Annotated in this window: 12 protein-coding genes; 7 read left to right on the top strand and 5 right to left on the bottom strand. The window is 64.2% G+C overall.

What is annotated here, in order from left to right; genetic code table 11:
- The first annotated feature begins 11 nt into the window (after positions 1–11).
- The 3 genes from ACI0FO_RS00565 to ACI0FO_RS00555 are packed head-to-tail and all read left to right on the top strand — an operon-like array spanning position 12 to position 3,545.
- Positions 12–1,532, top strand: coding sequence for a class I adenylate-forming enzyme family protein (locus ACI0FO_RS00565; RefSeq protein ID WP_416023342.1), 1,521 nt, complete (start codon positions 12–14; stop codon positions 1,530–1,532).
- Positions 1,533–1,589: 57 nt separating this feature from the next.
- A complete protein-coding gene (locus ACI0FO_RS00560) occupies positions 1,590–2,564 on the top strand; it encodes a Bug family tripartite tricarboxylate transporter substrate binding protein (protein WP_416023340.1) in 975 nt (324 codons plus the stop codon).
- A gap of 18 nt (positions 2,565–2,582) precedes the next feature.
- Positions 2,583–3,545, top strand: coding sequence for an NAD(P)H-dependent flavin oxidoreductase (locus ACI0FO_RS00555; RefSeq protein ID WP_416023338.1), 963 nt, complete (start codon positions 2,583–2,585; stop codon positions 3,543–3,545).
- 118 nt (positions 3,546–3,663) lie between these two features.
- Here the strand turns inward: ACI0FO_RS00555 and ACI0FO_RS00550 are convergent, their stop codons facing one another.
- Both ACI0FO_RS00550 and ACI0FO_RS00545 read right to left on the bottom strand, forming a co-directional pair.
- Positions 3,664–4,656, bottom strand: a complete 993-nt coding sequence (locus ACI0FO_RS00550; protein WP_416023336.1) for a Bug family tripartite tricarboxylate transporter substrate binding protein — start codon at positions 4,654–4,656, stop codon at positions 3,664–3,666.
- A 237-nt stretch (positions 4,657–4,893) separates the two neighbouring features.
- A complete protein-coding gene (locus tag ACI0FO_RS00545) occupies positions 4,894–5,793 on the bottom strand; it encodes a LysR family transcriptional regulator (RefSeq protein WP_416023334.1) in 900 nt (299 codons plus the stop codon).
- A gap of 177 nt (positions 5,794–5,970) precedes the next feature.
- On the opposite strand from ACI0FO_RS00545, the gene ACI0FO_RS00540 reads away from it, so the two are divergent.
- Genes ACI0FO_RS00540 through ACI0FO_RS00530 form a run of 3 tightly spaced genes read left to right on the top strand, consistent with a single transcriptional unit; the run spans position 5,971 to position 8,985 of the window.
- The gene (locus tag ACI0FO_RS00540) at positions 5,971–6,885 is read left to right on the top strand and encodes an SDR family NAD(P)-dependent oxidoreductase (protein ID WP_416023332.1); all 915 of its coding nucleotides are present in this window, start codon (positions 5,971–5,973) and stop codon (positions 6,883–6,885) included.
- A gap of 7 nt (positions 6,886–6,892) precedes the next feature.
- Positions 6,893–7,753: a MaoC/PaaZ C-terminal domain-containing protein gene (locus tag ACI0FO_RS00535; protein WP_416023330.1), complete on the top strand. Its 861-nt coding sequence runs from the start codon at positions 6,893–6,895 to the stop codon at positions 7,751–7,753.
- Positions 7,750–8,985 carry a CaiB/BaiF CoA transferase family protein gene (locus ACI0FO_RS00530; protein WP_416023328.1) on the top strand — a complete coding sequence of 412 codons (1,236 nt, stop codon included), beginning with the start codon at positions 7,750–7,752 and terminating at the stop codon, positions 8,983–8,985. The genes ACI0FO_RS00535 and ACI0FO_RS00530 overlap by 4 nt, the downstream gene beginning before the upstream one ends.
- A gap of 143 nt (positions 8,986–9,128) precedes the next feature.
- Here ACI0FO_RS00530 and ACI0FO_RS00525 read toward each other — a convergent pair whose 3' ends face one another.
- On the bottom strand, positions 9,129–10,013 hold the full coding sequence (locus ACI0FO_RS00525; RefSeq protein ID WP_416023326.1) for a LysR family transcriptional regulator: 885 nt from the start codon (positions 10,011–10,013) through the stop codon (positions 9,129–9,131).
- A 110-nt stretch (positions 10,014–10,123) separates the two neighbouring features.
- On the opposite strand from ACI0FO_RS00525, the gene ACI0FO_RS00520 reads away from it, so the two are divergent.
- Positions 10,124–11,188 (top strand): alkene reductase, encoded by a 1,065-nt coding sequence (locus ACI0FO_RS00520; RefSeq protein ID WP_416023324.1) that lies wholly within the window; start codon positions 10,124–10,126, stop codon positions 11,186–11,188.
- A gap of 149 nt (positions 11,189–11,337) precedes the next feature.
- On the opposite strand, the gene ACI0FO_RS00515 is transcribed toward ACI0FO_RS00520, so the two are convergent.
- Both ACI0FO_RS00515 and ACI0FO_RS00510 read right to left on the bottom strand, forming a co-directional pair.
- Positions 11,338–12,861, bottom strand: coding sequence for a fumarate hydratase (locus ACI0FO_RS00515; RefSeq protein ID WP_416023322.1), 1,524 nt, complete (start codon positions 12,859–12,861; stop codon positions 11,338–11,340).
- 119 nt (positions 12,862–12,980) lie between these two features.
- Positions 12,981–13,748 carry a crotonase/enoyl-CoA hydratase family protein gene (locus ACI0FO_RS00510; RefSeq protein WP_416023321.1) on the bottom strand — a complete coding sequence of 256 codons (768 nt, stop codon included), beginning with the start codon at positions 13,746–13,748 and terminating at the stop codon, positions 12,981–12,983.
- Positions 13,749–13,824: the final 76 nt, after the last annotated feature.

The following is a 13,824-nucleotide window of genomic DNA, read 5'->3' as shown; positions in this document are numbered from 1 at the left end:
CGGCAACACCGATGTCCCAAGCAGAACCCATCACCCGCATCCACGAAGTCCTGGCCCTGCAAGCGCGCCAGCGGCCCGACGCCGTCTGCCTGCACGAAGAAGGTGGCGGCACGCTGACCTACGCCCAACTGTGGCAACGCGTGCAGGCCGTCGCGGGCTGGTTGCGCGAGCAGGGCGTGCAACCCGGCCACCGGGTGCTGATGGTGGGCGAAAACTGCGCGGCGATGATCGCGGCGCTGTTCGGATGCGGCCTGGCCGGCGCCTGGCCGGTTGGGGTGAACGCCCGCTTGTCCGCCCGCGAGGTCGACAACATCCGACAGCATGCGCAGCCCGAACTGATGCTCTACACCACGGGCATCTCGTCCGCGGCGGCTGCGCATGCCGTGGCCGCCAGCGCCACGGACGCGGACCCGGCCATCTGGGGGCCGGGCGTGCAGGCCTTGCGGGCGGCCGTTCCCACGCAGGCCGAGACCGGCGAACTGGCCGCGGAAGTCGCCACCGTGATCTATACGTCCGGCACTACCGGCGCGCCCAAGGGCGTGATGGTGCCCCATCGCGGGCTGCTGCACTTCGCGCGGGTGTCGGCGGCATCGCGCCGCCTGACACCGCACGATATCGGCTATGCGGCGCTGCCCATGTCGCACATTTTCGGCATCGCCACGGTATTGATGGCCACCGTGCACGCCGGCGCCAGCCTGGTGCTGCGCAGCCGCTTCGATGCGGAAGACGCGTTCAAGGCGTTGGCCCATCCTGGCGTCAGCATCCTGCAGGGCGTGCCCACCATGTTCAGCCGGATGATGGCCGTGGCGCCGCCGCGCGCGGACCTGCGCGCCCCGGCGTTGCGTTACCTGTACACCGGCGGGGCCGCGCTGGACCCGACGCTCAAGCGTGATGCCGAACGCTACTTCGGCGTGGCGATGCACCATGGCTACGGCATCACGGAATACGCGGGATCGATGTTCATCACGCGCATCGACGCGCCGCGCGAAGACTGCTCGGCCGGCTACGCGGTGGACGGCGTGGAAATGCGCATTGGCAGCCCCGACGGCGGGACGCCTGCGCCCGGCGAGCGCGGCGACATCCTGATCCGCGGCCCTGGCGTCATGTTGGGCTACTACCGCAGCCCTGAACAAACCGCGCAGGCGCTCTTGCCCGGCGGCTGGCTCAACACGGGCGATATCGGTTATGTCGACCACAGCGGCGCGTTGTTCATCGCCGGCCGCTCCAAAGACCTGATCATCCGGTCCGGATTCAACGTGTACCCCATCGAAGTCGAGTCGGTGATCAACGCGTTCCCCGGCGTGCGGCTATCCGCCGTGGTGGGCCGCGACACGGCCGACCAGAACGAAGAGGTCATCGCCTTCGTCGAACCCCTGCCCGGCGCCACGATCGACACCAACTTGCTGATGCTGCACCTGCGCGCGCAACTGGCGCCCTACAAGCGGCCCGCAAGAATCATCCCCATCGAGACCATTCCCACGACCGTCAGCGGAAAAATCCTGAAGCAGCCGCTGAAAGAAAGGCTGGCGTAGGCGCGGACTCGCTGTTCCGCTCCACGACCCGCTGCTATGACACAAGGAGACAACAGCGTGAACATCAAGACCCTGTTCGCCGCGGCCATCGCCGTGGCGGCGCTTGCCACGGCGGCTTCCGCCCGCGCGGACGCCTACCCCGAACGCCCCATCCGCCTGCTGGTGGGCTACGCCCCTGGCGGCCCCGTCGACACCACGGCCCGCGTTTTCGCCAAATACCTGGGCGACAAGCTGGGCCAGCCCGTCGTGGTGGAGAACCGCGCCGGCGCCAGCGGCATGATCGCGTCCGACGCCACCGCCAAGGCCACGCCCGACGGTTATCTGCTGGGCTTTGCCGCCAGCCCCACGCTGACCATGTCGCCGCTGGTCCAGCGCAGCACGCTGTTCGATCCGCGCCGCGACTTCTCGCTGATCGGGCTGGTGGTCGATTACGCCAACGTGCTGCTGATCGGCCCGCAGATACCTGCCAAGAATGTCGGTGAACTTGTCGGCTATGCCCGTGCGCATCCGGACGCGGTGTCGTTCGGATCCGCCGGCATCGGCGCGTCCAACCACCTGTCGGCTGAACTGCTGAAGAAACAAGCCGATGCCTCGATGCTGCACGTGCCGTACCGCGGAAATTCGCCGGCAATGATGGACGTGATCAGCGGCAAGGTGACCTTCATGTTCGACATCACCAGCACCGCCATCCCCTTCATCAAAAGCGGCAAGGCACGCGCGCTGGCCGTCACGTCCAAGACCCGCAATCCGGAACTGCCCGACGTGCCGACGATGATGGAAGCCGGCATGAAAGACTACGAAGTGGTGGGCTGGTACGCGCTGGTCGGCCCCAAAAAGCTGCCCGACGCGGTCTCAGCCCGCCTGACGCGCGCGCTGGATGAGGTCTCGAAGGATCCCGCCTTCCGCAAAGCCATGACCGAAGGCGGCTACACCATCAACGCCGGCGACTCGAAGGCGTTGCAGTCCCGTATCGACCGCGAGTACGCCTTGTGGTCGGACGTTATCCAAAGCGCCAACATCCAGGCCAACTGACCCCACCGGAGCTCCACGATGCATCCTCCGCTTGCGCTACACGCCCAGACCCGCTTGCCGATCATCGGCGCTCCCATGTTCCTGGTTTCCGGGCCGGAACTGGTGGTGGCGCAATGCGCGGCGGGGATCATCGGTACGTTCCCTTCTTTGAATGCACGGCCACAGGAACAGCTGCACGACTGGATCACCCGGATCGAGGAAGGCCTGGCCGCCAAGCGCCAGGCCGACCCCGCCGCCCGTGTCGCGCCGTATGGCGTGAACCTGATCATCCATCCCAGTAATCCGCGCTGGCAGGGCGACCTGGCCATCTGCGCCGAACGGCGCGTGCCGCTCATCATCACATCGCTGCATGCGCCGGAAGCCGTGGTAAAGGCCGTGCATCCTTACGGCGGGCTGGTTTATCACGATGTCACCAACGTGCGCCACGCCAAGCGCGCGCTGGAAGCCGGCGTCGACGGCCTGATCCTGGTGGCCGCCGGCGCCGGCGGCCATGCGGGACAAATCAACCCCATCGCGCTAGTCAACGAGATCCGCGCGTTCTACGACGGCCCGCTGGCGCTGTCGGGCTGCATCAGCCACGGCAAGGATATTCTTGCGGCGCAAATCCTGGGCTGCGATTTCGCCTATATGGGCACGCGCTTCATCGCCACGCAAGAGTCCCTGGCGGGCGAGGCGTATCGCGAAATGGTGCTGCAGGCCCAAGCGGCCGACGTGACCTACACCCCGTATTTCTCGGGCGTGCCGGCCAACTACCTTTCCGCCAGCATCCAGGCGGCAGGGCTGGACCCCTTAATGCTGGCCAAACACGGCGAGGCGCCGCCCGCCAACATGGACAAGAACACGCGCCCCAAAGCCTGGAAAGATGTCTGGAGCGCCGGCCAAGGCGTGGGCGCCGCGCAGGAAATCCTGCCTATCGCAACGCTGGTGGATCAACTGGAAGCGGAATACCGCAGCGCCCGCAACGCCTTGATGGCGGCGTAAGCAAACACGGGCGGGCTTGTCTACGGGCCCGCCCGCGTTGTTCGGATTGCGTTGTTCGGCTTGCGTTGTTCGGCTTGCGTTGTTCGGATTGCGCTTTCCCGCACAACGCGCCGCCGCCCTATTCCAGCTTGATGTTCGCGGTCTTGATCAGGTCGCGCCACTTGACGATCTCGTGCTGCACGAACTCGCCGAATTGCTCCGGCGTGCCGGGCTTGGGCTCGGCGCCGGCGGCGATCATGCCCTTGGCCGTGGCGGGGTCCGACAACACTTTGACCATATCGGCATTCATGCGCTTCACGATGTCCGGCGGCGTGCCCTTGGGCGCCATCACGCCGCTCCACGAATACGCCTCGTAGCCCGGCAATCCCGCTTCGGCGATGGTCGGCACGTCCGGCAGCATGCTGGAACGCGTGGGGTTGCCCACGCCCAGCGCGCGCACCTTGCCGCCCTTCAGATGCGGCACGGCCGACGGGCCGTCCGCGAACATCACCTGCACCTGGCCGCCCAGCAGGTCCTGCATGGCGGGCGCGCTGCCGCGATACGGGATGTGCTGGATCCGCACGCCGGCCATCGCGTTGAAAAGTTCGCCCGCCAGGTGTGTGCCGCCGCCCGTGCCCGACGAGCTGAACGAGAGCTTGCCGGGGTTGTCCTTGGCGTAGGCAATCAGTTCGTTGACCGTATTCACGGGCAGCGACGCGTTCACGACCAACACGATGGGAAACACGGCCGCCATGCCGACCGGCACGAAGTCGCGACTGATGTCGTAGCTGAGGTTGTCACGCAAGCTGGGCAGCACCGCGTGGTGAATGGACGCAAAAAAGAAGTTGTAGCCATCGGGTTCGGCCTTGGCCGCGAATTGTGCGCCAACGATGCCGCCCGCGCCCGATTTGTTGTCGACCACCGTCGGCACCGACCACAGCTGGCCCAGGGGTTGCGTGGTAAAGCGCGCGGTGGTGTCCACCGGGCCGCCCGGGGGAAAGGGCACGATGAAGGTCACGGCGTGGCCCGGCCAGGTAGCGGCGCGGGCGGTGGCGGGAAACAAGGGTGCGACGGCGGCGGCGCATGCGGCGCCCAGCCCCGCGACGACGCGGCGGCGTTGAAGATCGATCACTGCAGTCTCCTGAATCTTGGTGTTATTCACGGTCAAGCTTCAAGAACTGCTGCCCGCCGCGCTTAATTATTATTTTCCGGCCACGCGGAATCACCGCTACACATTTTCAAAAGCCCCTCTTTCGCACGGAAGCAAAGTTCGATCAGCGGACACGATCTGCATCGCGACGATGCGTGGATGCGACACATGGCCTAGGGAAAACGTAGCAGGCGCCGGCATGGCCACGCGCCGCTTCGGTCATTGCCCGCGCGCCGCGCGCTGCACGTGTTCGATGAAGCACTCGGCGAAGCTGGGCAGATCGCGGCCACGTTGACGGCACAGCAGACGGTCGCGCAGCGCCCAGGGGTCATCCAGTTTCAATACGTGCAGCGAATCGGGGCGGCTGTAGCGCGCCGCGCAGGCACGCGGCACCACGGCAATGCCCGCCCCCGCTTCCACCATGCGGCACACCGCTTCGAAGCTGCCCACGTGCACGCGCTGGCAAATGCGCTTGCCCAGGCCGCTGGCGATGTCTTCCAGGAAGGTCTGGATGGCGCTGTCGGGGTGAATACCGACGAATTGATAGGCGTCGACCAAGTCCGCGAAATGGGCCGACTTGGAGGCTGCCAGCGGATGGTCCAACGACGTCACCACGGTGAGTTCGTCGCGGAACAGCGGCGTGACGTCCAGCCCTTCCACATCGATGTTGCCGGCAACCAGGCCAAGATCGCCGGCGCCCGCGCGGATCGCGATGACGATGTCCCCGGATATCTTCTCTTCGAGTTCGACGTCCACGTCAGGGTTTTCCGCAAGGAACGTGGAGAGCGCATCCGCCAGAAACGAGTTCGTGGCGGTTGTGTTGGCCAGCAACCTCAAACGTCCCTTTAATCCGCTGGCATAGGGCTGCAGGTCGGCGTTCAGGCATTCCAGTTGCCGGAAGACGGCGTTAGCGTGCTTCAGCAGCACCTCGCCCGCCGGCGTCAGCGCGACGCCGGTCGCCAGGCGCACCAGCAGGCGCGCCTTGAAGGCTTCTTCCATGTGCTTGACCCGCGCGCTTGCCGCCGGCAACGACAGGAACGTGCGTTCCGCGGCCCGGGTCAAATTGAGTGTTTCCCCTACGTTCACAAACAGACGCAGGTCAGTCAAATCATGTCTCATGTTCCACCACGCAGAAGGGGGGCATTTCTAATTTTGAATTCTTCGAATGCCGTGTCGAATCTACCATGCACCATGGCCTGTTAACACTAGCAGGCCGTGGTCCTGCGAACCATATCGGTTGATGCGGGGCTGTTTTCCACAGGCGGTGCATGCGCCGCAGCACAGGAGTCACAGGCTATGAGCGGCATGGTTTCCGGAAAGGTAGTGGTCGTCACGGGCGCGGGCGGCGGCATCGGGCGCAGCATTGCGCTGGCGATGGCGCAGGCGGGCGCCAAGGTCGTGGTGAACGACATCGGCGTGTCGCTGACGGGCGAAGGCGGCGCGGAAGGACCGGCGCAGGCAGTCGTGAAAGAGATTATCTCGGCCGGCGGCCAGGCGGTCGCCAACACGGACAGCGTCGCCGCTTACGACAGCGCAAGCCGCGTGGTGCAGACCGCGATCGACGCGTTCGGCCGCATTGATGCGGTGATCAACAACGCGGGCAATCTGCGCGACCGCGTTTTCCACAAGATGAGCGAAGAAGAATGGCGCCAGGTGATCGACGTGCACCTGAATGGCTCGTTCTTCATGAGCCGCGCGGCAGCGCCTTATTTCCGCGAACAGGAGTCGGGCGCCTTCGTGCACATGACGTCCACGTCCGGCCTGATCGGCAACTTCGGGCAGGCCAACTACGCGGCCGCCAAGCTCGGCATCGTGGCCCTGTCCAAGTCCATTGCACTGGACATGGCGCGCTACCACGTGCGGTCCAACTGCATCGCGCCGTTCGCCTGGAGCCGCATGACGAGTTCCATCCCGGCGGAAACCGACGATGAAAAAGCCCGCGTTGAAAAGCTGAAGAAGATGGAAGCCGGCAAGGTCGCGCCAATGGCCGTCTACCTGGCCAGCGATGCGGCCAGCGAAATCACCGCACAGATCTTCGCGGTGCGCGCCAACGAGATCATGCTGATGAGCCAGCCGCGGCCGCTGCGCACGGTGCACAACAGCGAAGGCTGGACGCCGGAGCGCATCGCCGAGATCGCCGTGCCGGCCATGCGTAAACACTTCTACGCCCTGGAGCGCTCGCCCGACGTCATCGACTGGGACCCTATCTGAGACCGCCATGCCCCTGGATTACGCGACCGTGAAAAACTGGCGCTTTGACGATGTACGTCAGCGCTACGAGCAGAAAGACACCATGCTGTATGCCCTGGGCATCGGCCTGGGCCAGGACCCCGAAGACGCTGGCCAATTGCGCTACGTGTACGAAAAGGACTTACAGGCCTTCCCCACGATGAGCGTGGTGCTGGGTTATCCCGGCTTCTGGGTGCAGGACCCGCGCGCCGGCATCGATTGGGTGAAGGTGGTGCATGGCGAGCAGCGACTGACGGTGCATGCGCCGTTGCCGACATCGGGCGTGGTCATCGGCAAGAGCCGCAACACGCATGTGATCGACAAGGGCGCGGACAAGGGCGCCATCGTCATCACCGAGCGCACGTTGCACGATGAAAGCGGCGCCTGCCTGGCCACCCTGCGGCAAAGCACTTTCTGCCGCGGTGACGGCGGCTTCGGCCAGGGCGACGCCAGCCCCGACGCCCTGCCCGCCGTGCCGGGCGGCAAGCCTGATTTGCGGTGCGAATTGCGCGTGCCGCCCAGCGCCGCCTTGCTCTACCGCCTGAACGCCGATCGCAACCCGTTGCACGCAGACCCCGAGGTTGCGCACCAAGCGGGTTATCCACGGCCCATCCTTCACGGCTTGTGCTCGTATGGCGTGGCGGCGCATGCCATCGTCAAAAGCTGCTGCGGCTACGACGCGTCGCGCCTGACCAGCCTGAACACCCGCTTCTCGGCGCCCGTGTATCCCGGCGAAACCCTGCAATGCGACATCTGGCGCCTGCCGGACGGACAGATCCGCTTTCAGGTGCGCGCGCGCGAACGCGATCTTGTCGTCATGAGCCACGGCACCGCGACGGTGCAACCATGACGCGCCCGCCCGCGCTTGACGGCATCCGCGTGCTTGACCTGTCGCGTATCCTGGCCGGCCCCTGGTGCACGCAGAACCTGGCCGATTTGGGCGCCGACGTCATCAAGATCGAACGCCCCCGCGTCGGCGACGACACGCGCGCCTGGGGGCCGCCATACTTGAAGGACGGCAACGGCCACGACACCAACGAGTCCGCCTACTATCTCAGCACCAACCGCAACAAGCGGTCGGTCGAAGCCGACATGGCCACGCCCGAAGGTGCGGCGCTGATTCGTGAATTGGCGGCGGCAAGCGACATCCTGGTCGAGAACTTCAAGGTGGGTGGCCTGGCCAAATACGGCCTGGACTACGACAGCCTGAAAGCCATCAACCCGCGCCTGATCTATTGCTCGGTCACCGGCTTCGGCCAGGACGGCCCCTTCGCACAACGGCCCGGCTACGACTTCATGATCCAGGGCATGGGCGGGCTGATGAGCATCACCGGCGAGCGCGACGACCTGCCCGGCGGCGGACCGCAAAAGGCCGGCGTGGCGGTGACGGACATCGTGACGGGCATGTACGCCACCGTCGCGATCCTGGCGGCCCTGCAGGAACGCCATCGCAGCGGGCTGGGGCAGCACCTGGATATCGCGCTGCTGGACAGCCACGTGGCGCTGCTGGCCAACCAGAACTCCAACTACTTCAATTCCGGCGTGGCGCCCAAGCGCGCCGGCAACGCGCACCAGAACGTGGTGCCATATCAGGTGTTTGCCGCCAGCGACGGCCACTTGATCGTGGCCACCGGCAATGAATCGCAATACCGCGCCTATTGCCGCGCCATCGGCGTGCCCGAACTGGGCGACGACCCGCGCTTCGCCACCAACCGCCTGCGCGTCACGAATCGCGAAGTGCTGATCGGCATCTTGACGGAGATCATGCTGAAAGGACGTCGCGACGATTGGATCGCCAAGCTGGAAGCGGTGGGCGTGCCGTGCGGCCCCATCAACGACATCGCGCAGGCGTTCGCGCATCCGCAGGCTCAGGCAAGGCAGTTGCGCCGTGACCTGCCGCATCCCGCCGGCGGGATGGCGCCCGTCACCGCCAGCCCGTTGCGGTTTTCGGCGTCGCCCGTCGTCTATCGCCGCGCGCCGCCTTTGCTGGGCGAACACACCGAGGAAGTGCTGCGCGACGTGTTGGGTAAATCGGACCGGGCCATCGCGGCGTTCAAGGCGGCCACCGCGAAGACGCCGTAGGGCGGCCGGCGCGCTACGGATGCCATTACGTGCGCGCCGGCTCAATTCGGCCAGCGGCACGAACGCGTCCATGGCCAGAAGCCATAAGCCGAAGGCCAGGGTTCGGCGCGGCGCCGGATCCGGGCTTTGCTAGATTGATGCGATCACCGCGTATGGTCCAGCCGCTCTCGCAGGAACTCTATAAAGCGCTGTGTTTTGGCGGGAAGGAGCCGCGTCTCCGTCATGGCATAGACCGGAATGGTGGCGGAACTCCAGGCAGGCAAGACGCGCTTTAACCTGCCTTCGGCCACCTCGGGCGCCGCGATCTCGTCTGCAAGCACCCCAATGCCAAGCCCCTGCGTGATCATTTTTTGAATCATGCCCATGCTATTCAGGCGAAACCTGCCGTCAACGGCAACGTGGACGACCTCTTCGCGATGATGTAGCGACCACATGTCGGACTTGGTTGGAGAGAAGCGCAAGCAATCATGCTGGATCAGGTCTTCCGGTTTGTTCGGTTCACCTCTTCGCTCCAGGTACGCGGGCGACGCATAGAGACTGTGCTTGAACTTGCCGATCAACCGCGCGACCAAGTTGGAGTCCGATGATTCACCCATTCGGATCGCAACGTCGTATGGTTCGCTGACCAGGTCCACGCGGCGTGGCGTGAGATCGAATTCGAAGGTGATTTCAGGATAGGCCTGCGAAAACTCGATGATCAACGGCGTCAGGAAAACCGTGGCGAAATCCACGGGAAACGATGCCCGCAGGACGCCCTGCGGCATGACCGACATATCGCCAAGCTGTTCATGGGCAAGCTGCGCTTCCTCGACGATTCGCTTGCACCTTTCGAAGTAAAGCTGCCCGGCCTCCGTCAGCTCGAATTTCCGCGTGGTGCGATGCAACAGACGCAGACCAATTGCTTGTTCCAGAAGGCGTATCCGGCGGGACAGGGTCGAATTCGGCATGCCCATCGCTTCGGCCGCACGCCGAAAGCTCTTAGCCTTTACCACCTCAACGAAACGAGCCATATCGTTCAGCGGCACCATGAAGATTGCTCCATAAATGGAATTGTTCTTCCAAATTTAGTCTATTTATGCAGATGATGGAATTGAATAGCATGGGAGGCAACATCCCAATCACTTCCACGAGTCTCGTCATGAACCCTCTCTTCACACCGGTTTCGATCGGCCGCAATACGCTCCCCAATCGCCTGATCATGGCTCCTATGACCCGCTCAAGGGCCGACGACGACGGGGTCCAACATGATCTGGCGATCACTTACTACAAGCAGCGCGCGGGCGCTGGGCTCATCATCACCGAGGGGGTTTCTCCTGCCCCCATGGGCAAGGGTTACGTGCGCATGCCCGGGATTCACAATGACGCGCAGGAGGCGGCGTGGGCAAAGGTCGCTGACGCTGTCCATGCCAACGGCGGAAGGATCTTTCTTCAGCTAATGCATACGGGGCGGATTTCGCATCCTTCGATGCTGCCCGGTGGCGTCGCGCCGCTGGCGCCGTCGGCCATCAAACCAGCAGGTCAGAGCTGGACGGACGCAGGTTTGCAGGACTTCGTGACACCGCGTGAACTGAGCACCGCCGAGATCGCGGGCGTCGTGGAGCACTATCGAGAAGCCACCCGACGCGCCATTTCGGCTGGTTTTGACGGCGTGGAACTGCATGGGGCCTCGGGCTATCTGCCCGAACAGTTCCTTTCCACCGGAACCAACCGTCGCCAAGACGGCTATGGAGGCTCAGTCGCCAACCGCGCCCGATTCGTGTTGGAGGTGCTGGAGGCAATGACGGACGAAGCGGGTAGCGATCGCGTCGGGCTCAAGATTTCTCCCGAGATGAACTTCAACGACATCACTGACGAAGCCCCTCAGGAAACCTACACTTATCTGGTCGACCAACTGCGCGGCCTCGGTCTGGCCTACCTGCACGTTGCGCTGTTCAACACGACGGTCGATTATCACGCGCTATTGCGTCCGCGTTTTGACGGTTCGTACCTGATCGGCGGCGGGCTTGATCAAACCAAGGCAAAGGAGCTGATCACCGCCGGCAAGGCAGACGCCACGGTCTTCGGCAGCGCATTCCTGGCCAATCCCGATTTGCCGGAGCGGCTCTTGAAGGGAGCAGCGCTTAATTCCCCCGACAAAGCAACGTTCTACACAGCGGGCGCGAAAGGCTACACCGATTACCCGATGCTGCACGCAGAAGATTGATACGGTAAGGGAGGGGTGTCGCGCGCAGGGCAGGCCCCGGCATTCCCAAGCATTCAGCCGCGTATTGAACTGCCCCCGAAAGCAGGATGTAGATCCATGCCTTCGGGGGCCGGTTCAGGATTCAACGGCCGTCTTCGTGCCGCGCGTGCTTACGCCACGGCGACCGGGATCTTGCCGATCTTGGCCTGCCATTCCTTGGGGCCGGTCGTGTGGACCGAGGTGCCCTGGGCGTCCACCGCCACGGTCACCGGCATGTCCTTCACGTCGAACTCATAGATGGCTTCCATGCCCAGATCGGCGAAACCCAGCACCTTGGCGCCACGGATGGCTTTGGACACCAGATAGGCCGCGCCGCCCACGGCCATCAGGTAGGCCGATCCGTGCTTCTTGATCGATTCGATGGCGACCGGGCCGCGCTCCGACTTGCCGATCATCGAGATCAGGCCGGTCTTCTCCAGCATCATGTCGGTGAACTTGTCCATGCGGGTGGCGGTCGTGGGGCCGGCGGGGCCGACCACTTCGTCGCGCACCGGATCCACCGGGCCCACGTAATAGATCACGCGGTTGGTGAAGTCCACGGGCAGCGGCTCGCCCTTGGCCAGCATGTCCTGAATGCGCTTGTGCGCGGCGTCGCGGCCGGTCAGCATCTTGCCCGACAGCAGCAAGGTCTGGCCCGGCTTCCAGCTGGCCACTTCTTCCTTCGTCAGCGTATTCAGGTCGACTTGCCTGGATTTGTTGTAGTCGGGCGCCCAGTGCACTTCCGGCCATTCCGAGAGCGACGGCGGATCCAGGCGCGCGGGGCCCGAGCCGTCCAATTCAAAGTGCGCGTGGCGCGTGGCGGCGCAGTTCGGGATCATCGCGACCGGCTTGGAGGCGGCGTGCGTCGGGAAGGTGCTGATCTTGACGTCCAAAACGGTCGTCAGGCCGCCCAGGCCCTGTGCGCCGATACCCAGCGCGTTGACCTTTTCGTACAGCTCGATGCGCAACTCTTCCAGCTTGTTCTGCGGGCCGCGGGCCAGCAGTTCGTACATGTCGATGTCTTCCATCAACGACTGCTTGGCCATCAGCATGGCCTTTTCAGCGGTACCGCCGACGCCAATGCCGAGCATGCCCGGCGGGCACCAGCCGGCGCCCATCGTGGGGACCGTCTTCAGCACCCAGTCCACCAGCGAATCGCTGGGATTCAGCATGGCGAACTTGGTCTTGTTTTCCGAACCGCCGCCCTTGGAAGCGATTTGCACGTCGACCTTGTCGCCCTGGACAAGTTCGACGTGCAAGATACAGGGCGTGTTGTCGCGGGTGTTCTTGCGCGCGAACAGCGGATCGTCCAGCACCGAGGCGCGTAGCGGATTGTCCGGGTTCAGGTAGCCGCGGCGCACGCCTTCGTCACAGAGTTCTTGCAGGGTGCGCTTGGTGTCGAAGCGCACGCTCATGCCGATCTTCAGGAAGACGTTGACGATGCCGGTGTCCTGGCACAACGGACGCTTGCCTTCGGCGCACATGCGGGAATTGGTCAGGATCTGCGCCATCGCGTCGCGCGCGGCGGGGCTTTCCTCACGCTCGTATGCGCGCGCCAGATGGCGGATGTAATCCACGGGGTGGTAATAGCTGATGAACTGGATGCCATCGGCTATCGACTGGATAAGGTCTTCTTCTTTAATGATGACGGACATGGCGATTTGCGGGTCAAGATGGAAAACATGAAAACGCGGCTGGTGGGTGCAACCAACCACATGGGAGAACAGATCGGTGTTGCTGCCCGGCCGCGTTGAACGGCGGCCGGGAATACTCATTACTTGCCTTGCCAGACCGGCTTGCGCTTCTCGGCGAAAGCCGTGGCGCCTTCCTTCGCGTCGGCCGACGAAAAGATGTGGGCGATCAAGGGACGCTGGCGATCGAACATGCCTTCCTGTTCCCAATCAACGGCCTGCGACACGATGCTCTTGGCGGTCTGCACCGCCAGGGGGCCGTTTTCAACGATGGCGCGCGCCAGTTCCAGTGCGCCGGCCAATGCCCCGCCTGGTTCGGTCAGGCGGTTGACCAGGCCGAACGAGTACGCGCGTTCGGCGGTCAGCATTTCGCCCGTCAGAATCACTTCCATCGCGATGTGGTACGGCAGGCGGCGCGGCAAACGCAACATGCCGCCGGCGCCTGCCACCAGGCCGCGCTTGACTTCAGGCAAACCGAATTTGGCATTGTTGGCGGCCACGATCAGGTCCGAAGCCAGAGCCATTTCGCACCCCCCAGCCAGGGCGTAGCCTTCAACGGCCGCGATCAGCGGCTTCTTGGGCGGCTTTTCGTTCAGCCCGGCGAAACCACGGCCATCCACGTATGGGCGCTGCCCCGATTTGGCGAACGCCTTCAGATCCATGCCCGACGAGAACGTGCCGCCGCCCCCTGTCAGGATGCCGATGCGGATGTCATCGCGGCTATCCAACTGGTCCAGCGCGGCAGCCATGGCTTGGGCGGTTTCCAGGTTGATGGCGTTCTTGGCTTCGGGGCGGTTGATCGTGATGATCTGGATGCCGTCGGTGACTTCCACCGTGATCAGGTCTGACATGGGGCTGCTCCTTCCGTGAATTCTCGGAATTGCGGGTATTAATCGGGTTCCGGGTTTTATATAAGACTTGGGACTC

It is taken from the genome of Achromobacter marplatensis, assembly GCF_049060505.1.
GTDB lineage: Bacteria > Pseudomonadota > Gammaproteobacteria > Burkholderiales > Burkholderiaceae_B > Achromobacter > Achromobacter marplatensis_A.
Note: the sequence above shows the minus strand (reverse complement) of the source record. Positions and strands in the feature narration are given on the sequence as shown.

Excerpts from the sequence above, each read along its gene's own strand:
- ACI0FO_RS00535 (WP_416023330.1), top strand. The coding sequence starts at position 6,893 with ATGCCCCTGGATTACGCGACCGTGAAAAACTGGCGCTTTGACGATGTA.
- ACI0FO_RS00520 (WP_416023324.1), top strand. The coding sequence starts at position 10,124 with ATGAACCCTCTCTTCACACCGGTTTCGATCGGCCGCAATACGCTCCCC.
- ACI0FO_RS00540 (WP_416023332.1), top strand. The coding sequence starts at position 5,971 with ATGAGCGGCATGGTTTCCGGAAAGGTAGTGGTCGTCACGGGCGCGGGC.
- ACI0FO_RS00515 (WP_416023322.1), bottom strand. The coding sequence starts at position 12,861 with ATGTCCGTCATCATTAAAGAAGAAGACCTTATCCAGTCGATAGCCGAT.
- ACI0FO_RS00510 (WP_416023321.1), bottom strand. The coding sequence starts at position 13,748 with ATGTCAGACCTGATCACGGTGGAAGTCACCGACGGCATCCAGATCATC.
- ACI0FO_RS00565 (WP_416023342.1), top strand. The coding sequence starts at position 12 with ATGTCCCAAGCAGAACCCATCACCCGCATCCACGAAGTCCTGGCCCTG.
- ACI0FO_RS00555 (WP_416023338.1), top strand. The coding sequence starts at position 2,583 with ATGCATCCTCCGCTTGCGCTACACGCCCAGACCCGCTTGCCGATCATC.
- ACI0FO_RS00525 (WP_416023326.1), bottom strand. The coding sequence starts at position 10,013 with ATGGTGCCGCTGAACGATATGGCTCGTTTCGTTGAGGTGGTAAAGGCT.
- ACI0FO_RS00545 (WP_416023334.1), bottom strand. The coding sequence starts at position 5,793 with ATGAGACATGATTTGACTGACCTGCGTCTGTTTGTGAACGTAGGGGAA.
- ACI0FO_RS00530 (WP_416023328.1), top strand. The coding sequence starts at position 7,750 with ATGACGCGCCCGCCCGCGCTTGACGGCATCCGCGTGCTTGACCTGTCG.